Annotated in this window: 18 protein-coding genes, 7 tRNA genes and 2 rRNA genes (1 of these 27 running past the window's edge); 3 read left to right on the top strand and 24 right to left on the bottom strand. The window is 43.9% G+C overall.

Annotated features, from left to right (window positions below):
• Positions 1–285 precede the first annotated feature (285 nt).
• Positions 286–627, bottom strand: coding sequence for a TnpV protein (locus AB3489_RS00795; protein ID WP_368293588.1), 342 nt, complete (start codon positions 625–627; stop codon positions 286–288).
• A gap of 22 nt (positions 628–649) precedes the next feature.
• Here AB3489_RS00795 and AB3489_RS00790 point away from each other — a divergent pair, with 22 nt between their 5' ends.
• Positions 650–886, top strand: coding sequence for a hypothetical protein (locus tag AB3489_RS00790; protein WP_368293587.1), 237 nt, complete (start codon positions 650–652; stop codon positions 884–886).
• Positions 887–1,490: 604 nt separating this feature from the next.
• On the opposite strand, the gene AB3489_RS00785 is transcribed toward AB3489_RS00790, so the two are convergent.
• The 8 genes from AB3489_RS00785 to AB3489_RS00750 all read right to left on the bottom strand — a co-directional run bounded on the left by AB3489_RS00785 (position 1,491) and on the right by AB3489_RS00750 (position 7,677).
• Positions 1,491–1,790 carry a hypothetical protein gene (locus AB3489_RS00785; protein ID WP_368293586.1) on the bottom strand — a complete coding sequence of 100 codons (300 nt, stop codon included), beginning with the start codon at positions 1,788–1,790 and terminating at the stop codon, positions 1,491–1,493.
• A 12-nt stretch (positions 1,791–1,802) separates the two neighbouring features.
• On the bottom strand, positions 1,803–2,417 hold the full coding sequence (locus AB3489_RS00780) for a hypothetical protein (RefSeq protein WP_368293585.1): 615 nt from the start codon (positions 2,415–2,417) through the stop codon (positions 1,803–1,805).
• A gap of 253 nt (positions 2,418–2,670) precedes the next feature.
• On the bottom strand, positions 2,671–2,832 hold the full coding sequence (locus AB3489_RS00775; protein ID WP_368293584.1) for a hypothetical protein: 162 nt from the start codon (positions 2,830–2,832) through the stop codon (positions 2,671–2,673).
• Between the two features lie 220 nt (positions 2,833–3,052).
• On the bottom strand, positions 3,053–3,967 hold the full coding sequence (locus tag AB3489_RS00770; protein WP_368294548.1) for a ParB/RepB/Spo0J family partition protein: 915 nt from the start codon (positions 3,965–3,967) through the stop codon (positions 3,053–3,055).
• Positions 3,945–4,766, bottom strand: coding sequence for a ParA family protein (locus AB3489_RS00765; RefSeq protein WP_368293583.1), 822 nt, complete (start codon positions 4,764–4,766; stop codon positions 3,945–3,947). Before AB3489_RS00765 ends, AB3489_RS00770 begins: the two co-directional genes overlap by 23 nt.
• 163 nt (positions 4,767–4,929) lie before the next feature.
• A complete protein-coding gene (locus AB3489_RS00760) occupies positions 4,930–5,805 on the bottom strand; it encodes an S-4TM family putative pore-forming effector (RefSeq protein ID WP_368293581.1) in 876 nt (291 codons plus the stop codon).
• The gene (locus AB3489_RS00755; protein WP_368293580.1) at positions 5,771–6,466 is read right to left on the bottom strand and encodes a hypothetical protein; all 696 of its coding nucleotides are present in this window, start codon (positions 6,464–6,466) and stop codon (positions 5,771–5,773) included. Before AB3489_RS00755 ends, AB3489_RS00760 begins: the two co-directional genes overlap by 35 nt.
• Positions 6,466–7,677 (bottom strand): nucleotidyltransferase, encoded by a 1,212-nt coding sequence (locus AB3489_RS00750; protein ID WP_368293579.1) that lies wholly within the window; start codon positions 7,675–7,677, stop codon positions 6,466–6,468. The genes AB3489_RS00755 and AB3489_RS00750 overlap by 1 nt, the downstream gene beginning before the upstream one ends.
• Before the next feature lie 277 nt (positions 7,678–7,954).
• On the opposite strand from AB3489_RS00750, the gene AB3489_RS00745 reads away from it, so the two are divergent.
• On the top strand, positions 7,955–9,310 hold the full coding sequence (locus tag AB3489_RS00745; protein WP_368293578.1) for an ATP/GTP-binding protein: 1,356 nt from the start codon (positions 7,955–7,957) through the stop codon (positions 9,308–9,310).
• A gap of 370 nt (positions 9,311–9,680) precedes the next feature.
• Here AB3489_RS00745 and AB3489_RS00740 read toward each other — a convergent pair.
• The 13 genes from AB3489_RS00740 to serC form a co-directional block, all read right to left on the bottom strand.
• Positions 9,681–9,757: transfer RNA gene (locus AB3489_RS00740), tRNA-Val, on the bottom strand.
• Between the two features lie 5 nt (positions 9,758–9,762).
• Positions 9,763–9,851 (bottom strand) — tRNA-Leu (locus tag AB3489_RS00735).
• Positions 9,852–9,854: 3 nt separating this feature from the next.
• Positions 9,855–9,929, bottom strand: a tRNA-Cys gene (locus AB3489_RS00730).
• Between the two features lie 13 nt (positions 9,930–9,942).
• Positions 9,943–10,017: transfer RNA gene (locus tag AB3489_RS00725), tRNA-Gly, on the bottom strand.
• Between the two features lie 7 nt (positions 10,018–10,024).
• Positions 10,025–10,100 (bottom strand) — tRNA-Phe (locus tag AB3489_RS00720).
• 133 nt (positions 10,101–10,233) lie between these two features.
• A tRNA-Asp gene (locus tag AB3489_RS00715) sits at positions 10,234–10,310 on the bottom strand.
• 151 nt (positions 10,311–10,461) lie between these two features.
• Positions 10,462–10,537: transfer RNA gene (locus tag AB3489_RS00710), tRNA-Val, on the bottom strand.
• 164 nt (positions 10,538–10,701) lie between these two features.
• Positions 10,702–11,973, bottom strand: a complete 1,272-nt coding sequence (locus AB3489_RS00705) for a glycosyltransferase family 2 protein (protein WP_368293576.1) — start codon at positions 11,971–11,973, stop codon at positions 10,702–10,704.
• Positions 11,974–12,142: 169 nt separating this feature from the next.
• A complete protein-coding gene (locus tag AB3489_RS00700; protein WP_368293575.1) occupies positions 12,143–12,463 on the bottom strand; it encodes a hypothetical protein in 321 nt (106 codons plus the stop codon).
• 21 nt (positions 12,464–12,484) lie between these two features.
• Positions 12,485–13,591: a M20/M25/M40 family metallo-hydrolase gene (locus AB3489_RS00695; RefSeq protein ID WP_019226698.1), complete on the bottom strand. Its 1,107-nt coding sequence runs from the start codon at positions 13,589–13,591 to the stop codon at positions 12,485–12,487.
• A 188-nt stretch (positions 13,592–13,779) separates the two neighbouring features.
• The gene (locus tag AB3489_RS00690) at positions 13,780–15,018 is read right to left on the bottom strand and encodes a DUF1015 domain-containing protein (RefSeq protein ID WP_368293574.1); all 1,239 of its coding nucleotides are present in this window, start codon (positions 15,016–15,018) and stop codon (positions 13,780–13,782) included.
• A 36-nt stretch (positions 15,019–15,054) separates the two neighbouring features.
• Positions 15,055–16,218, bottom strand: coding sequence for a phosphoglycerate dehydrogenase (locus tag AB3489_RS00685; protein ID WP_368293573.1), 1,164 nt, complete (start codon positions 16,216–16,218; stop codon positions 15,055–15,057).
• A gap of 44 nt (positions 16,219–16,262) precedes the next feature.
• Positions 16,263–17,345 carry a 3-phosphoserine/phosphohydroxythreonine transaminase gene (gene serC / locus AB3489_RS00680; RefSeq protein WP_368293572.1) on the bottom strand — a complete coding sequence of 361 codons (1,083 nt, stop codon included), beginning with the start codon at positions 17,343–17,345 and terminating at the stop codon, positions 16,263–16,265.
• A gap of 887 nt (positions 17,346–18,232) precedes the next feature.
• On the opposite strand from serC, the gene AB3489_RS00675 reads away from it, so the two are divergent.
• On the top strand, positions 18,233–18,565 hold the full coding sequence (locus AB3489_RS00675; protein ID WP_019226694.1) for a L,D-transpeptidase: 333 nt from the start codon (positions 18,233–18,235) through the stop codon (positions 18,563–18,565).
• Positions 18,566–18,647: 82 nt separating this feature from the next.
• Here AB3489_RS00675 and rrf read toward each other — a convergent pair.
• Together rrf and AB3489_RS00665 are read right to left on the bottom strand one after the other, a co-directional pair.
• Positions 18,648–18,752 (bottom strand): 5S ribosomal RNA (gene rrf / locus AB3489_RS00670).
• Positions 18,753–18,906: 154 nt separating this feature from the next.
• A 23S ribosomal RNA gene (locus AB3489_RS00665) occupies positions 18,907–20,222 on the bottom strand; it runs 2,085 nt beyond the window's last position.

Below are 20,222 nucleotides of genomic sequence, written 5' to 3'. Positions count from 1 at the left end.
TTAAAGAGATCCCTTTACTGTCATGCCACTCGTTCCCTTGGGTACCATTCACAAAGTAATGCGTCCCGCCACCGATTCCATACTCCTGTTTCAGAAAGACAATGGTTTCCTTTTGGCTATGCTGTTCCTGGTAATGCAAATAAACCCTGAATTTGCCGTTTTGGAAACCGGTTCCCCGGCAAAGGGCATGGTCTATTTCTTCCTGGGAAACAGAAAAAGCGAAGGATTTTTCGTCCTCCGCCTGTTCTATAGCTTCAATTTGCTGCTGAGCCGTCGGGAAAATGGTTAGCTGTAAACGATCTCCGCCAGCACTGTTTCCTCCGCTTGGTGTTTCAGGTTGTTCAGGTGTCCTGTCCAGCCCATCGGGTCGGCTGCTTTGTCCGGCAGTGGGCTGCTCTGCAAAAGCTTGGCCGTGATCTGTTCGATTCGCTCCTTCGCCGTCCGGTCGATCTCCGCCAGGTGGCTGTTCAGCCTGCCTGATAGTGTTAGGCTGGCGTACATCCCTTTCTTGTGGTTTTTGAGATATGTCCTGCGCAGCATCCCATACTTGCCGATGTGCGTTTTCTCCTCCAGCAGTGTCAAGTCGGGAATCAGGAAATCGCCCTGCGGCGTGTAAGTCAGTTCCATCTTCGCCACCCCTTTCATTACTGTGCTTTATGGTCTCATTGTCTCCCGCATCCTGAGTATTGACAAATGTACGGCTTTGATTTTTATCTTCTTTTTGCAGCTCCTTGACCGTCACCCCTATTTCCCGCAGGAGCATTTCGGAAATGTCGCTGGCTGCGGCTCCCAAGCAGGAAACGGTGTCCAGGGTATTGAAGTTCAAAACACATTGGAAGTCCTCAAAACCCAAACTTCTATCCGCATCACAGCCGCAGCGGATTAAGAGCATAAAGGCCACGGAACCAATCAGCGCGTCTTTGAAGACGACTTCCACGTTATGATCGTCCAGTTCCTCCAGAAAGCTGTTCTCCCGGCATTCCAGCAGTTCAGAGAGATAGTCGGGAAAATTGTCCTCTACTGCATTACGGGCAGCAGAAATTAAGACGTCCGACAGTTCCTGCTTTTCTTCGAGTTCGCCAAAGGTATTCTCCAGCCTTTCCGTTACGGCCTCAGCATATCCGTCCTTTATCTCCCAAAGAACTACAGGGTGGTTGTAGCGGCTGTTGGTATCCGAAACATCAAACACATGATGCAGGCTTAACCGTCCCCCTATGTCGTCAATAAGAGCAATGCCCTTGGCGCCCTTGTTTACCCACCGCCCCAGTTTTTCGTTCCATACCTCTATAGGGGCACATGCTGTCGCGTCGGGACGCTGGGCGTAAATCAGCAGCTGGTCCTTGAATAGGTATTTATAGTTCCAAGCCGCTGTTTGCAGGAAGTTCGTCCAGTTGGGCGGGGTTTTAACGGCATCTAGAGCTGTCCGCTCCGCAAGCTCCGTGATCAGCTGCAGTTTTGTTACCAACGTTTATCCCTCCTCGCTCCCATACTTATCTCTCCGGCTCACGGCTTTTCTTTTCAGCCTGTTGTACCGCTCTTTCATCGGAAATTTCTTCTTTTTGCAGACTTTTCAGGTGGTGAATTTCATCCAGTGCCCTGTTGCAGAGATCTTCAAGAGCAGTTAGTCGGTCGCTTACGTAATGTCCCCAGTGATAATCCTTTTCTCCCTTTTTGCATCTCCATGTCACAAACTTGTCCGGAGCATTTTCTTTCTGCCCGATAACAAATTCCAGGTTTCCCACACTTAGCCGGTCGGTTATGGCATAGCCTGCGTTTTTTTCTCCCTCCATTCAGGACACCTCCTATCGCACCTGTTCCTGTTTTCTATGTTTAACTCGTCTTTCGGCTTCAATCTCCCGCAGCCGTTCTTTGGCCCAATCGGGCATGCATTCCGGTTTGACGATGCCTAAAATATCCCCGCGGTTCCAGCGTGATTCCTTGCCTGAATAAAGGTTGACGGTATAAACTGCCCGTCCTCTTGCCTTGCCCTGGGCTCCGAAACCGCCCGTAACCAGCACCAGCTGTTTATCGACGGTACGGTATTCCGGGCGCAGACACTCCTGACGGATAATCGCTACTTTGTCCTCTATGCTCTCTCCTGTATCATCCGGAACACAATGCTCCAAAGTAAAAGGCTCCAAAGGAACGGATATCTTTGCCCGTTCTGCTTTGACCGTTTCAATCTGGGCAGTTATGCGGGAGGTAAATTCCGTCATCATCTCCAGATAATCTTTACTTACGACCGCGTTAAAATATTGGCCAACGCCCAATGGGTTATCCCTGGAGCAATTGCACACCATGAAGGGATAGGATTTTTTTTCATCCTGCAGAAAGAGGATTTCCCTGTCGCCCATCGTGATGGCATGTTTTATTTCATAGGTATCCACCATCCACTTTTCATTGTCCAAATTCTTCACACTCCAATCCCATGCCGAATATATAAGGAAGGACTGCCGTCCTTTTTGCTACTTCCTTTATTTCTTTTTTCTCCGGATCTGCCAGCAACCCGCACCTCCGATAATCACCAGACAAAGTACAATTGTCAGTATCGTTTTCAGCTCCATAAATACACCCTCTTCTCTTTCCGTATTTGTTCTATACAAAATCTTCCTTTTCGGTATTTTTTTACCGTTAACAAAAAAGCTCCCTGCATATTTACAGAGAGCCGGTTTACCTGCCGAAAAAAGAAGGGAACTGTTTTTTTCGCTCTTTTCCGGCGTTATCCATAATATTCACAGTTTTATCTTCATCCGGTGCCTTCCTGTTTCCATCATTAGTCCGGCGGATCAGGGTTCGGAAGGTCTTTGCTCTCTTCTGCTCTATCTGTCTCACAAATTTCTCCTTTCCCTAAGCAATACTTAGATATGTTTTCTTAAATACTGAGTTATTTCTTTTTTCGGCTGGTAAATTTCAGGGGGTGAGGTGTGGAGAGGGGGACAAAACAACAGCACTTAGCACAGCTTTTAAAAAAGAAAAGACTACCCCCTTGGCATAGCATACTGAAACTTATGCTCATGATAACTATATAGGCGCTTTTTTCACACGCTATATCTCAACGTTCCTGCTCCCTTTGCCGCTTTTTGTACCAGCTTTCTAAGAGTTGGACAATAAGGTCCTCCTTTTGTTTTTCGGAATAGTTCTTCGGAAAATATTGTTCGATGCGCTCGCGCTTGATATTGAATTTTTCTTTTTGATTCGGTTTTTCCTCGGTGAGAATGGAATAGATAACATCCTCACTCAACCTACCCTCCTGGCTGAACTTTTTAAGCCTCTGGGCCTGGGATAGCGACGGTGTGTTTTCCTCCAGCTTCATCGTTTCCAATAGCTCTGTCTGTTCTTTTTCGGTCAGGTAAGAGATTTCCACGGCAGGGTTAAAGGCAATCTGTTTTTCGTCCACCATCTCCAGGATGGGCGGTATGAGTTCGGTGAGACGGATATAGCGAAATATTTGAGGCCCACTTTCTCCTGACTGTCTCGCTAAATCTTCTCTTGAAGTTGTACGGTTTGACTTTTGTTCAACTTGAACAGAAGTTAAATCCGTTCGTTGTCCCTGCCTGTTCATGGCTTCCAGCTTCATTTTATAGGCGAAGGCTTTCTCGCTTGGCAAAATGCTTTCACGCTGGAGGTTACTATCCACCATGGCGACAATTGATTCATCGTCGTTTAGTTCTCGGACAATGCAGGGCATTGTCTCCTTGCCCGCCAGTTCGCTGGCTTTCTTTCGCCGGTGCCCGGAAACCATTTCGTAGCCGCCGTCCTCTTTGGGTCGAACAAGAGCGGGAACCAAGATACCGTACTGTTTAACGCTGTCCGCCATTTCCAGCATGGCTTCATCCGCTTTGACCTTAAAGGGATGGTTGGGAAAATCGCTGATTTCCGATAGCGGAATATCTAAAACCTTTTCACGCTGTTTTTCCTCGCGGCTGGCATCTGTTTCAAACAGATCATCTACCGAGGTCAGATTCATGTTTCTGACGTTGCTTTTGGCCAATTTCCAGCACCTCCTTTGTGAAGGCTTGATAGGCTTTGGCCGCTATCCCGCGTGGGTCGTGGGCAAAAATGCTTTTTCCCTCCGCACTTGTTTCAGCCGCCCGGATGGATAATGGAATTTCAGTCTTGAATACACACACCTTATCTCCGTAGTCCCGCCGAAGGACAAAAGAAATGTCCTTGGCAAAGGTTGTGCGGTTATCCACCATAGTGAGTAGAATTCCGTCAATAGTTAGTTTTTGATTGATTTGTCTTCTCACCCTGGCAATAGTCTGCATCAGTTGTGTCATTCCTTTGGCAGGCAGGTAGTGCGCCTGAACAGGGATGATCACACTGTCCGCGGCGGCCAGAGCGTTGATGGTCATCATGCCGAGCGAGGGCATGCAATCGATGAGGACATAATCGTATTTCTGTTTAATGGTGTTGATGTAGCTTCGCAGCACCATTTCCCGGCTCATGGTGTTTACCATCGATACCTCAATGGCGGACAGTTCAATGTTACCTGACATAAGGTCAACGCCTTCTTCCTGGCGCAGAATGCCTTCGTCCGGCTCATACCTCTCCTCCGTCATGACTTTTGTAAGGATTGTTGCTAAGGTTACGGGTAAGTTATCCGGCTGTTGGAAACCCAATGAGTCCGTTAGGTTGCCTTGGGCATCTGCATCTACCAGTAATACCTTTTTTCCTTGTCCGGCAAGACCGATTCCAAGGTTCACCGCAGTTGTCGTTTTTCCGACGCCTCCTTTTTGGTTGGCAAGTGCAATTACTTTGGACATATTTTTTCCTCCTTTACATGCAAAAAAGCCGCTTGCTCTTGAATCATTTAAGCAAACGGCCTATTAACTTTATTAATATTCAATTGTTGTTTATATACCCATCTTTGTAGCAAGGTCAAAATGATTCATCAGCGGAGATCAATCAAAATAGTTACTGATCGAATTATAATCCTACTTTCTTTATGTCATGATATAACTCGGAATATTTTTTCGCATTACGTTTATGAATGTGGTTTCTTTCCAGAACTGGCATGGCACGACGCATATCAATTTTAGCTTGCAGGTTTTTGATGTTTTCATCAGATCGACTGTTTGTAAGTATATCTAAAGCACCATCAATTTTTAGAGAGAGCATATAGTACTTCCCATTTGCAACAAGACGCTCAGCACACTTAATAATCAGTCCACCTGAACTGAAAATGACCTGTATAATCCCGGCATTTGTTTTCGCATTTATCACGAAAAAAATGGCAAGGACGACAAAAACTAATAATTCGATTCCAGATCTAATAATTCTTTCATGCGTGATTTTCTTGTTCCACCAACAGTTTTGCTTTTGGCATTCGTATTTCGCGTCCTGCTCTGACAAAGGTTGTGAAAACTCATACCAGTTTCGAACTCCAGGAGGGGTATCACGTCCGGTATTGGCCATCTGCTCCTTACTTTTTTTAGGAGAATTCTTTATGGCTTTGATTGAGAGTTCTTCCAACTCCTGCACTTCAGACCCGGTATACTGATCTATATTAATACACAATACATAGGCATCGAAGTATTTCCTGAGTGCGGAAGCCGAAGACACATTTATGTTCATTCGCCAGTTGAGAATCGTGGCGATTATATCCGTGAAAAAAGGTAATGCAATAAAAAGCATCCCCCAATGGGAGCTATCTGGTAAGAAAATTGCGAACCAAGAGATAATTAAACACATCCAAACGAGGTCGTTTAGTGTTTCAGCGCGGTTATAGTACCTACGCGAAGCATATTGATACCGTAACATACGCTCTTCATTTTGCTTCTTTTCGATTGCGTTTACACTCATTTTCTTCGGCCAACTCCCTATTAAAAGCTTCTAAATCAGCTATCATGATTTGTTTTATGCGGGCATCTTTGTAAAAGCGTAACATAGCTTGCCCATGGCAATTTCGTAACGGCTCTTTGCTTCCACAGGGGCAGGGATGATGTCCACGATACACCTGATTCTTGATGAACTGCATTAGTTTGTATGTTTCAACTTCATCTTTTGCCTCCAGGAAGTCCTGGTAGGTCTGTATGATGCCCCATGAGCCGTGAGCGCGTTCACCAAAGGGAAAGATGCCGAAACGTTCATAATATTCATAAGAAAAGAAGTATACCTCTACAAATTCGGACATCCATGCCATTAGGTCAAACCCGTCAATAAAACGAATACGTATCTTGGAGTCCGTTTCTAAACAGAACTTGCCGTTCGGATAACGATGGTGATAGTCCTGCTTGATCTGCTGGTCCGTGTCAATGACATAAGGTAGCTCATCAGAACCTATTGGAATGATTATTTCCAAAGTATATGTCTTCCGCAGCGTGAAATCATTAAAAGTCCGAAAAACCAAGACTTGACCACGTAAATGAACCGATTGAGAATCAGATTGCACAGCCGTGAGATCAGGATATTCATTCAACAGTTGTGCTATCTGTGGCATAATGGTCTCTACGGTAAAAATCATTAAGCTCTCCACGGTTTGGCTGGGATGATTGGTGAAACAGGCTTGGGTGCAACCTTGTTGTACTTGGTTCCCCAAGTGCTCGCCACCACCTTCAGTCCAAACGCTGTTTCCGCTCTTGCCCGGAAATCCTCGTCGCTCAGCTGTAGAGAGTCGATCAAATCCTCCCTCACTGCCTTTGCCCAGGCGAAGAAATGTGTCGGGATAGAAGCATCCTGGTTCCACTGATCGGCAAGATTGTCTTCGGGGTTTGCTGGGTTTTCGATAGTCCATTTACCGTTTTTTCTGCCAATTACATTTTTACCCTGGTAGCGTTCAGCGAATCTTTCTTCTGTTATGGTTTGATACTGGGCGTATGTAGCAAACTCGCCCAACACATAATTCAAGAGGTCAAAGACGGAAATACTTGCTGAAACAGATGACGAGATGCGAGCAACAATGGTATTGATAATAGCAGAGATCGGCTTAATATCATCACCGTTATCAAACTTGCTGTAGTACATATCCCGATGATACTTTAATATCTGAATTATCCGCTGCATGGTAGAACGTTCGAGTTCTTCCGGGATTTCTTCTACCGAAGCATATAATGAGCGGTTTTCCTCAAACAGCATCTGGCGATACTGCACCCGGCTAGCGGCTTTGAAGGAGGCGTTGATGTCATTAAACCATGCGCGATACCCCTTAGGGTTATTCGTCATCCAGTTATAGATCTTCTCACAGTGTTTCGGGATAGCAATTGCAGTATCGATTAAGCCTGGATTTTTACTTTTCGAGCGCAGGCGAATCTTATTTTCTTCATTTTCATCAGCAGCAGGGACGATATCAATAGAAAAGCCTACGCCACCTACTTCTGCATACTCGATGGTAAAGCACTTATCATAAATACTTAACTTACCACCGTAAAGATCGCTGCCGTTTAAAATGTCTTCAACCACCTTCCACGACTCTGCTGCGGTGAGCTCATTGCGATTTATTCTGAGCTGGCAAACAAAATCCAGGTCATACGAAGCATTAGGATCTTTTGCATTTGGTCGAACGACAGTACCGAGGGCAAACGAGCCCTGCGGGTATATATCCGCTTCAATTCCATTGTTCTCCAGGTATTTTGCAATGCTTGTATACTTAGTTACGGCATTTTTGTACATGGTTGGTGTCATATCTAACTGAGATATGATTTTAAGAATGTCTCGCTGACGGTCATTTATGCTCATCTGCTTTCCTCTCTTTCATTAACCGCAATCGGTTTTTATAAATCATTGGGGTCATAAGGTGTTTTCAAAATTGCGAGAAGTATTAGCACTCAACACCTATGAGTGCTAAACTATTATTACCATATCATGCCAGGCGAGATCAGTCAAGAAATAATTTTAAGATTATGTGATATATTCACATTACTAAATATAATAATCGTATATCCGAGCCTAATTAAGTTGACGATTGTGAAGTTATCGTTTATATTATTAGTAACATCAATAAGGTGGTGCTACTATGTTATCAGAGTTTAAGGTTGGAAATTTCCTCTCATTCGATGAAGTACAGACTATTTCCATGGAAGCAGGAAAAGTACGCAGCAAGATTGATAGATTATATTTAGAGGGTAATTTTAAGCTACTTAAATTTATGGCAATTTACGGGGCTAATGCATCTGGAAAATCGAATTTAGTAAGTGCTTTCGATTTTGCCCAAACTGTTATTGTTAGGGGAGTACCTACAAGTTGTAGCAGTTGCTATTGTCGTTTGAAAGACAACAATAAAAATAAACCCACGCATTTTGAGTTTACTATCAAAATAGGAAATGAGAAGTATATATATGGTTTTGACCTACTATTAAGTTCTTCTAGTTTTGTGAAAGAATACTTGAAGCAAATACGGTATGGTACAACTTATAAAACAGTTTTTTCAAGAGATATTTCTACGGGTAAGTTCGAGGTAAATTCTTTTTTTAAGGATAGTGCTATAAATGAGCGCTTAAAAATATATGCAGAAGACATAAAAGAAGACAGTTCCATACTTTTTTTGCGACTGATGAATCAAAACAAGGATTCACTGTATTCTAGTGACTCAGGCATAAAGATATATAAACTTGTTTATAATTGGTTTAAGTATAAATTAAGCGTAAACTACCCTGACAGACCGATAACTAATTATTCATATTTAATGGATAGTGAGAGTGTTCTACAGATTGGCAAGTTATTATCCTCTTTTGGCACAGGTGTTTCTGAATTTGTCATTGCGGATATTGCGTTAGAAAAAGTGACCGCCAACCTGCCTAAAGATTTAATGCAGGAAATTATTGATGATCTCAATGAGCAAAAAAAACTTTATAAAGAAAAGGATATTCATAGCACCCCTGCAGCCATGCTTCGTTCAGCTGAAGATAAATTGATGTTTATTGTTGAACTTGAAGAAGATAACATAAAGTGCAAAACACTAGAGTTTAAGCACGAAAGAACTAACGCAATTTTTTCCTTGGAAGAGGAATCAGATGGTACAATTCGTTTGCTTGATTTAATAGAGGTACTTCTTACCAAGGATAATGAGCGAATATATATAATTGACGAAATTAACAGACGTTTTCATCCACTACTCACATATAAGTTCATTGAAGAATATCTAAAATTAGCTACGGCACGTAATATACAGTTAATTGTTACTACACATGAATCAAAATTGATGAATTTTGATTTGCTGCGTAAGGATGAGATTGGATTTATAGATAAAGATGAAAACGGAAGATCAACTATTTTTTCTTTAGATACCTTTAGCGAGCGTTTTGATAAAAAAGTATGTAAGGCTTATTTTGAAGGTAATTACGGTGCTATTCCCAGGTTCCATATTGATTAATTATAATGATTTTTCACTTTGTTGCTTAGTACTTAGTAACCCGTAATCTTCATTTATTCTGGCAATTTTGTCTACTATAGCGAACATGGCACCAGTGACATGTTATGGTATGAATCAAAAAATTTATTCAAATATCTTTTTACATAATTAATAATAAAAAACTCTAGACCTGAATCTAGAGATTTTTTTGTCTTCGCAACTATTTTGACTGAACTTTTGACTGAATGCTTAGAAACATTTACGACGTTTTATAGGGTTTTAACTGAATAAAATTTGATATTGTCCAATCCCCGAATTTTAATTAAAGCCCTACAAGTCGCTTATACCAACGGTTTCAGGTTATTAGATTTCATTGCACCAATTTCTAATATGGTGGGTTTGAGAGGACTCGAACCTCCGACCCCTGCGATGTCAACGCAGTACTCTAACCAGCTGAGCTACAAACCCAAAATTGGTGCCGAAGACCGGAATCGAACCGGTACGAGGGGTAAACCTCGCGGGATTTTAAGTCCCGTGCGTCTGCCAGTTCCGCCACTTCGGCGTTTGGAGGCGGCACCCAGATTTGAACTGGGGGATAAAGGTTTTGCAGACCTCTGCCTTACCACTTGGCTATGCCGCCGTAAGTTTACTTTTGGAGCGGGTGACGAGATTCGAACTCGCGACTTTCACCTTGGCAAGGTGACACTCTACCACTGAGTTACACCCGCATGATCATGGTGCCTCAGGACGGAATCGAACCGCCGACACGAGGATTTTCAGTCCTCTGCTCTACCGACTGAGCTACCGAGGCATAATCGATGTTCGAGGTACGATGTCAGATGCCGATTTTAGCGAATCATCATACATTCTACCTAACATCTTTATATCCAAGCCGGAGCCCTCTCCCTTTCGGACCTCGGGCTTCTGGTCTCGGACTTCTGTTATGGCGACCCCGATCGGATTTGAACCGACGATCTCCTGCGTGACAGGCAGGCGCTTTAAACCACTAAGCTACGGGGCCAATTCGATATTCGAGGCACGACGTTCGATATTCGAACCTTCGTATTCCTCTACAGTAAGTTTCCCGATGTTCAGTTCGTACCTTCCGCTCTTCAAGCAATATCTTAATATGCTTTTTCGAACTTCGCGCCTCGAACTTCGAACTTCGAGTTTGGTGGGCGATGACAGGATCGAACTGCCGACATCCTGCTTGTAAGGCAGGCGCTCTCCCAGCTGAGCTAATCACCCAGGCTTGCTGTGACGAATTATAGTATACACAAATATCGATGGTGTGTCAAAGGATTTTTTGCGTAAAAACAAGACATTTTGTGGGACATTTTTTTGTAGATTGTTATTCCGCAGCACGCTAAAAGACCCGGGTAAGACCGGGTCTTCCATTTACCTTGAGACTGTCAGCTGGTCGATACTTTTTCTTCCGCACGAATTTCCTCATAATTAATCGAGCGGGTATGTAGCGTATGCGACCACTCTTTCTTGTTGCGGTGGATGAACCCGGCAATAATGATCGGTATCCAGCTGTACATAAAGATCGGATACAGAATCAAGCCAAAATAGGCCTTTGTTGGCTTTTTGTCCAAGTACAGGGACAATATGGCAAAAACAACAACACTTCCGGAAAGAACCTGCCAGACACCTGCGGGAATATAGTCAATAAACAAATTGACATAATACGGGCGCAGGAAGAATAATACCTGCATCACGATAAACGAAGCCGAAATAATCAGGAAGAACGGCTGAAAGAGATGCATCGCTGCATCAAAATACAGCCACTTTTTCTCGCGGAATCCTTTTAAAAGAAGAATAGGTAAATATCTGCAGGCAACGTCAACCTGTCCCTGAGCCCAGCGTTTTCTCTGATAACAGGACTGTACAAAGCTAAGCGGCTTTTCGTCATAGACGACCGCGTCATGCGCCCAGCTGGTTTTTATCCCATATACCAGGGCTTTCATCGTAAACTCAAGATCTTCAACCAAAGAATGAGCTCCCCAGCCAAATTTCTTAAGTACATCGTAGGAAATACACATCCCTGTGCCAGCCAGGGTATTGGAAACTCCGAAATTAAACCTGGCCAGTTGGACCAGCCTGTTCATCATCCAAAATGCAATTGAAAATGAAGTGGTGACCCAGGTATCATAAGGGTTCTTGGAATCCACATAGCCCTGAATGATTTGATCTCCCTGACAGAGCTTTTTATTCATCTCTCTGAGGAAATTATCCTTGACGAGATTATCGGCATCAAACAAAACAAAAGCATCATACGCATGGTCTAAAGCAAAAATCTTCGCAAATAAGTATTCCAAGGCATAGCCTTTCCCGCGTTTTATCTCATCAAAACGCTTGTACACATAGGCCCCAGCCTTTTTTGCCAGGTAAGCAGTGTTATCCGTGCAATTATCGGCAACAACAAAGATGTCAAAAAGTTCTCTCGGATAATCCAGATTTTTAAGGTTGTTAATCAGCGGCGCGATTACCCTTTCCTCATTATGGGCGGCAACGACAATCGCAAATCTATTTTTGGGTTCAAATTCATCATCTTCAGGTTTCCGACGCATCCCCATAATCGATAAAATAAAATAATACAAAGTCACAAAAATAATGATGACTTGTAGAGAAATCATAATAATGTTAAAAACTTCTTGCATAATATTGGAAAAACTATCCAAAAATCTTACCCCCCCTCAATTTATCAATTTTAGCAGATATTACTGCTGCCTGCAATAAGACTTGTACAATATCTTAAGAATATATTTTATTATTCTTTTAAGGCAACAAAGATACACAAATGTTCATATTTAAACATTTTTCTTGGAAGTCAGTCATTGATAGAACCATTTATTTTTTACGTCTGAATAATTTATAGATGATGATGCCGGCAAAACCAATCATCATCACGATTAACAGCAGGCTGATCTTTAACGCCAAAAAAACGGAAGACCAGTAGGTACCGGCAACCTGTGTCCCACTTACGAAAGGTATCATATTACGGAACAGTGCCCCAATACCCTGCCCGATGATCACCATCAGAATAATTCCGACGGTTATTAACAGTATTCCCAGAAGACCAATTGGACTATCCAAACGTCTTTTATTTAATTTCTGCCTTTTCCACCAATAGTATTCCACTAAAAGTTCACGACGAATACGTTCCCACATTTGTCGTCACCTCAGTATATCCTATGAATAAGACAAAGCCTCAAGTACGAATTCGACGGATTTTTCCATCTGGTCAATTTCGACATATTCTTCGCGCGTATGCGGGTTATGATTCCCAAGGCCCAGTGCCAGACACGGTATGCCGCGGGAATTTAGAATATTGGCATCAAGTCCTCCGCCAGTCGAAGTTAATTCCGTGTGAATGCCGAGTGTCTTCCCTGCCTCCAGTAAATTTTGAACAGCCGGATGTGCAGGATCTATGCTAAACGCTTCATAGGCGAGTTCCTTCGTATAGCTGAAATTTGCCTGGTTCTTGGCTGCAACAGTTTCAAATTTTTCAAGAATTTTATCGGTTTCAATTTCAAGTTTCGCTTGATCATGACTTCGTACCTCTGCCGTGATTTGTACCTTTTCAGCAACCACATTGCGTGCTGTTCCACCGGTAATGATCCCGAAATTACTCGTTGTTTCCTGGTCTATCCTTCCTGATTTCAAGTCTGCAATGGCTTTGGACGCAACAACAATTGCATTCACGCCCGTTTCAGGCGCCAGGCCCGCATGTGCAGCTTTACCCTGAACAACCAGATCAAGCGTGATATGAGAAGGTGCTGCGTGGACTACGGTACCCACAGGGCCGTCACCATCCAAGACATAGCCGAAGTCAGCTTTAAGGGCATAATCAAGATTTTTTATACCATAAAGACCAATTTCTTCCTGGACTGTCAGAACAACTTCAACCGGACTATGCAGGATATGCTTGTCTTCCTGAAGCCTGCTCAGTACTGCGAGTATTACGGCTATTCCAGCTTTATCATCCGCCCCAAGAATGGTTTGTCCATCGCTGTAAATGACCCCTTCCTCAATCCGGGGTGTCATTCCTTCAGTGGATGCTACCGTATCCATATGAGCTGCAAGCATGATCACCGGTGCACCCTCACTGTTGCCCTGCAGTACTGCGATCAGATTGCCCGTATCACTCCCTGTTTTGGCGGCGGAATGGTCCTCATAGACATCAGCACCGAGCTCTTTCAACCTTCGTTTTAGATAGCCTGCGAGTTTCCCTTCTTTTTTGGACGGACTGTCAATGGAAACAAGCTTAAGAAATTCATCCGTTACATTAATTGACATAGTTACCTCCGATCACGCATGCTTTCACTCATAGAATAAACAACCGCTCCGCCTCATTAACCATTAAAATATCATCTGACTTTATCATGAAACAAAAACTATCATCCTATGTGTATGGCTCAAAAATATTTTTAACGGCAGACTAGATGCTAACCCGGTATAGTACTATACCGGGTTGCAAGTCAAACCTATTCCAGTTCGTGAATAAGCAATCCGCTTCTCAGTTTGGGTTCAAACCAGGTAGATTTGGGCGGCATAAGCTTATCTGCATCAGATACCGCAAAAAGTTCATCAATCGATGTCGGATACATCGAAAAAGCAAGTTTCATATCACTGGCCACCCGCTTTTCCAGTTCCTTCAGGCCGCGTATCCCACCGACAAAATCGATTCGTTTATCCGTTCTGACATCTTTGATATCCAGGATCGGTGTTAAGAGATGATTTTGCAGCAGTGAAACGTCCAAGCCTTCCACAGGATCATCGGAAAGGATCTCAGCCCTGGCCTCCAGTTTATACCATGATTCTTCCAAATACATACCAAAGACAGCTTTTTTCTGAGGCTTATAGGGTTCAGCACCCGTTTTGGTTACAATAAATGCTTTTTCTATTTCTTTCAGCAGGGCATCTTTCTGATAACCGTTAAGATCTTTGACTACTCTATTGTAATCCAGGATCATCAGTTGATCGTGCGGGAAAAGGACAGAAAGAAAATAGTTGAATTCTTCCTCTCCGGTAAAACCGGGATGGGCGTCTCTTCTGCGCAAGCCTACTTTCACCGCCGAAGCAGCTCTGTGGTGTCCATCCGCAATATAGATGCTCCGGGTATTTTGAAATCCGAAATAGATCGCAGCCAAATCATGATCCCCATCTATTTTCCAAACGGTATGTCTAATTCCGTCCGGAGCAGTGAAATCATAGAGGGGGCTTTCTTGTTTAATTCGGCTGACAACCTCATTGATTCCCTGTTGAGACCGATAAGCCAAAAAGATCGGGCCGGTCTGAGCCTTGCAAATGTCGACATGATTAATTCTGTCAATTTCCTTATCTTCTCTGGTTTTTTCATGTTTTTTGATAACATTGTTCAGGTAATCATCCATCGCGGCACATCCGACCAGACCCGTCTGGGAACGGCCATCCATCACCAGTTCATACACATAATAGCAGGGGCTATCCTCCCTGACAAAAACGCCATTTTGGATCATTTCCTGCAGACTGTCTCTCGCTCTCTCATAGACCCGGATATCATAAGGACTGACCTCAGGAGCGAACTGGGTCTCTGCCCGGTCAATCTGCAAAAACGACAACGGTTCTTTTCTTACTTCAGCCAATGCTTCTTCGCGGTTATAGACATCATAAGGAAGTGCTGCGACTTTCGCAGCAAGTTCTTCCCTCGGCCGCAGCGCTTTAAACGGTCTGATTGTAGCCAAATCGAACCCTCCCATTACCAATGATATCAATTTTCATTATTTTACAATCCTGACTCTGTAGACTCCTTCAATCGCTTCAATTTTCTGCTTTATTTCCGGTGTGGATGGTATCTCAATATCAACCAAGGTATAGGCATACTGGCCTTTGCTCTTATTAATCATATCAGAGATATTGATATTCTCCTGAGCTAGGGCCGAAGTGAACTGACCAATCATATTCGGGATATTTTTGTGATGAATCGCGAGACGGCCGGCATTATCAGGATAACCGTTGTCACAGTCCGGATAGTTCACGGAATTTCTGATCGTGCCGTTTTCAAGATAATCCATGAGCTGGCTGACAGCCATCACCGCACAATTATCCTCTGATTCACAGGTGGAAGCTCCCAGGTGCGGAATAGCAACGACTTCATTCAGAGGCGCCATTTTAGGAGTAGGAAAGTCGGTAACATATTTGAATACCTTGCCAACTTTTAGTGCTGCAATCATATCTTCTTCATTGACTAAAGAATCGCGCGAGAAATTTAGAATGCGGACGCCGTTTTTCATCATTTTGAAGGCTTCTTCATTCAGCATCCCCTGAGTTGCATCGGACAAGGGTACATGGATGCTGATGAAATCACATTCTTTATAAATCTCCGCCAAGGATTTGCTGGGCTTGATATATTTAGACAAATGCCAGGCCGAGCGGACAGAAATGAACGGATCATACCCGTATACTTCCATGCCAAGTTTCATCGCCGCATTTGCTACGAGAACCCCAATCGCCCCAAGCCCGATTACACCCAGTTTCTTGCCGCTGATTTCAATACCTGCATACTTGGCCTTATTTTTCTCAACAAGTTTAGCAACATCCGGATCATCTTTAACAGAATTCACCCAATTTACGCCGCCGATAATGTCACGGGATGCCAGAAACAGTCCGGTCAGTACCAATTCCTTAACACCGTTGGCATTAGCCCCCGGTGTATTAAAAACAATAATCCCTTTTTCAGAGCATTTATCAAGTGGTATATTATTCACCCCAGCTCCGGCCCGGGCAATTGCCTGCAGAGAATCCGGCAGGTCCAGTTCATGAACACTGGCACTTCTGACCAGAACGGCATCGGCCTCTTCATAGTTATCCGTAATAGCATATTCGTCCGAAAAATTATCCAGCCCGATCTTGGCAATCGGATTTAAGCAATTGATTTTAAACATATAGACACTCCTTTACTCTGATCGAATGAAGATAATCTTCTTTCTTAGATATTTCCTTCTTCAAATTTTTCCATAAATGCGACTAACGCTTTCACACCTTTCATGGGCATCGCATTGTAAATGCTCGCTCTCATTCCACCGACTGAGCGATGACCTTCTAAATTTACCAAGCCGGCCTCTTTGGCTTCTTTGGTAAATTTCTTGTCCAGCTCTTCTAATCCGGTTACAAACGGCACATTCATCAGTGAACGGTCTTTCTTAACGACTGTTCCTTTAAACATTTTGCTGGAATCAAGATAGTCATATAAAATTGCGGCTTTTTCCTCATTGATTTTTTTCATGACTTCGAGTCCACCCAGTTTTTTCAGCCATTTAAATACTTTGCCGCAAATATAAATGCCATAGGCCGGTGGTGTGTTATAAAGTGACTTGTTGTCTGCCTGTGTTTTGTATTTTAACATGGTAGGCGTTCCCGGCAGCACATCATCCGTAATCAGGTCCTCCCGAATAATGACGACGACAACGCCGGCCGGGCCGACATTTTTTTGAGCACCGGCAAAGATCAAACCATATTTGCTTACATCTACAGGTTCAGACAGAAAATCCGACGACATGTCCGCAACCAGGATTTTGTCACCGGTTTCAGGAAGTTCTGTAAACCTCGTTCCATAGATGGTGTTGTTATGGCAAATGTACACATAGTCGGCGTCCTCAGAGATCTTCAGGTCCTTCATATCCGGGATATACGTATAGGTTTTGTCTTCTGAAGACGCAATGACGTTGATTTTACCGTAGATCTTTCCTTCCTGAATCGCTTTCTTAGCCCATTGTCCGGTGTTCAGGTAATCAGCAACCCTGTTCTTCATTAAATTCATCGGGACCATGGCAAACTGTTGTGATGCTCCGCCTTGCAGGAACAGCACCTTATAATTATCCGGAATGTTCAGCAAATCCCTAAGATCCTGCTCCGCATCACCAATAATTTTTTCAAAAGCTTTGGAGCGATGGCTCATTTCCATCACGGACATCCCCGTGACATCATAATCCAGCATTTCCTCGGCAGCTTCTTTGAGAACTTCTTCAGGCAATACTGCCGGTCCAGCAGAAAAATTAAATACTCTTGTCATGTAAATTCCTCCTCCATTATCCTATGTATTCTTTCACTTTTGTATAGCCCTATGAAAAAAGCAAAATCCACCCCCAGTGTTGGGGCGGATATTCCGCGGTGCCACCCAAGTTTTAGCCAGTATTTCTTCATAAAGTGACAACGTCTTTCATCTGCAGAAATATATAAATAAAACCTCTAATCCCAAAATTAGGGACGAGAGGTATTCCCGCGTTGCCACCCATGTTGCCAAATTGGCCAACTTATGTCCGCGTTATCGGGCGGAACCCGTCACAATTCGTCATCGGCCACTCCAGGATGGAATCTCATCGCATGTTGGCTGACTCACACCGACCATCAGCTCTCTGAACAACATTTAAATCAGATTTTCCTCTCATCGTGTTTGAGCATATAGGTTATTTCCAATATACTAATGTATTCAGAATGATTTGTCAAGTGGATAGATGATCTTCATGTGATGGATGATCTTCATTTCTCTCCATCCAATTGTGCGTATCAAACCCCCTCTGCACATAAGAAACAGAGCACCAATTGATGCTCTGTTCTAATTTATTGATTAGCCTTTACCACCAGTAAATCGGGTCTGTTGATAATGCCCTGTTTGTCGTTGGTATTGTATTGTCTTTTGCTGATAAGGAACATTACAACAGGGCATAGTCGGAAAGCAAATTACTGGATAATAACACGTACATGCATACGAATAAAAACCTTTTCCAAAAAGCTGCATTTTTTTGTTACCTCCTCGTATAAATTTTTTTAAACAAAGCAGATTTAGATTTTGTATTCCCATTATATTCCATACTACTTTTTTTGAAATTAGTCCATATATTTTATTAAATTTTTAACCAAACAAAGATCTGACAAATAGTATAAACTGAGGTGATTAACATGTATTCGATTATGCTTTCTTTAAATAAACGTCAGCTTTATGTGTCCAAAGACAGTCAAATTATCAGGAACTATCCGATTGGCATCGGAAAAACAGCGACACCTACTCCAATCGGATCTTATGAAATCATTAGTAAAGTACCAAATCCCGGAGGCGTATTTGGTGTGATGTGGCTTGGACTCAGCATCCCTGGATATGGAATCCATGGTACAAATAATCCTCAGTCAATTGGCAGACAAGTTTCTAAAGGCTGTATCCGCATGCTTAATAAAGATGTCTTAGAGCTCGCTAGAATTATCCCCACTGGCACCTCAGTCACTATCCGTTCTTAATTAAGAATACCCCTATTGTCCACCAATCGCATGGAAACCAAATAAGAAACAGAGCACCAAAATAGATGCTCTGTTCTTAATTACCTGGCAACGTGCTATTTTCCCTTGCAGTATCGTCGCCCCAGGAGGTCTTAACTTCCGTGTTCGGGATGGGAACGGGTGGTACCCCTCCGGTATAGTCACCAGATCTTTTCGAGGCTCGAGGTTCGAAGCTCAAGGTTCGATCTAGTTGGAATCGGCTTACCGATTCCTTCTTTAATCTTTCCCGTGCTTCTAGCTCGTTCTCTCAAAACTGCACAACAAATCAGCTTCATGCATTCAATCATCAATCTAGGAATCTAAAGGTCAAGACCTCGACCTATTAGTACCGGTCCGCTCCACATGTCACCATGCTTCCACTCCCGGCCTATCAACCTGATCATCTTTCAGGGGTCTTACCAGATTAACTCTGTGGGAAATCTCATCTTGAAGCTGGTTTCGCACTTAGATGCTTTCAGCGCTTATCCATTCCGGATATAGCTACCCAGCTATGCCTCTGGCGAGACAACTGGTACACCAGTGATCCGTCCAACCCGGTCCTCTCGTACTAGGGTCAGATCTCCTCAAATTTCCTGCGCCTGCGACGGATAGGGACCGAACTGTCTCACGACGTTCTGAACCCAGCTCACGTACCGCTTTAATGGGCGAACAGCCCAACCCTTGGGACCTACTACAGCCCCAGGATGCGATGAGCCGACATCGAGGTGCCAAACCTCCCCGTCGATGTGAACTCTTGGGGGAGATAAGCCTGTTATCCCCAGGGTAGCTTTTATCCGTTGAGCGATGGCCCTTCCACTCGGAACCACCGGATCACTAAGCCCTACTTTCGTACCAGGTCGACTTGTTTGTCTCTCTGTTAAGCTCCCTTTTGCCTTTACACTCTTCGCGCGATTTCCATCCGCGCTGAGGGAACCTTTGGGCGCCTCCGTTACTCTTTAGGAGGCGACCGCCCCAGTCAAACCGCCCGCCTGACACTGTCCCCAACCCCGATTCAGGGGCCTAGGTTAGAACTTCAGTACAAAAAGAGTGGTATCCCACCGGCGGCTCCACCAATACTGGCGTACTGGCTTCCAAGCCTCCCACCTATCCTGTACATTTTATACCAAAATCCAATGTCAAGCTGCAGTAAAGCTCCATGGGGTCTTTCTGTCCTGTCGCAGGTAACCCGCATCTTCACGGGTATTACAATTTCGCCGAGTCCCTCGTTGAGACAGTGTCCAGATCGTTACGCCTTTCGTGCGGGTCGGAACTTACCCGACAAGGAATTTCGCTACCTTAGGACCGTTATAGTTACGGCCGCCGTTTACTGGGGCTTCAATTCAATGCTTCGATTGCTCTAACATCTCCTCTTAACCTTCCAGCACCGGGCAGGCGTCAGCCCCTATACTTCTCCTTACGGATTTGCAGGGACCTGTGTTTTTGTTAAACAGTCGCCTGGACTATTTCTCTGCGGCTCTGTTGCCAGAGCACCCCTTCTCCCGAAGTTACGGGGTCATTTTGCCGAGTTCCTTAACGAGGGTTTTCTCGCGCGCCTTAGGATTCTCTCCTCATCTACCTGTGTCGGTTTGCGGTACGGGCACCACATTTCTCACTAGAGGCTTTTCTTGACAGTATGAAC

The sequence above is a fragment of the Dehalobacter sp. TBBPA1 genome, from assembly GCF_040931655.1.
Classification (GTDB): domain Bacteria; phylum Bacillota; class Desulfitobacteriia; order Desulfitobacteriales; family Syntrophobotulaceae; genus Dehalobacter; species Dehalobacter restrictus.
The sequence above is the reverse complement of the archived record's forward strand: the minus strand, read 5'-3'. Positions and strand labels throughout refer to the sequence as shown.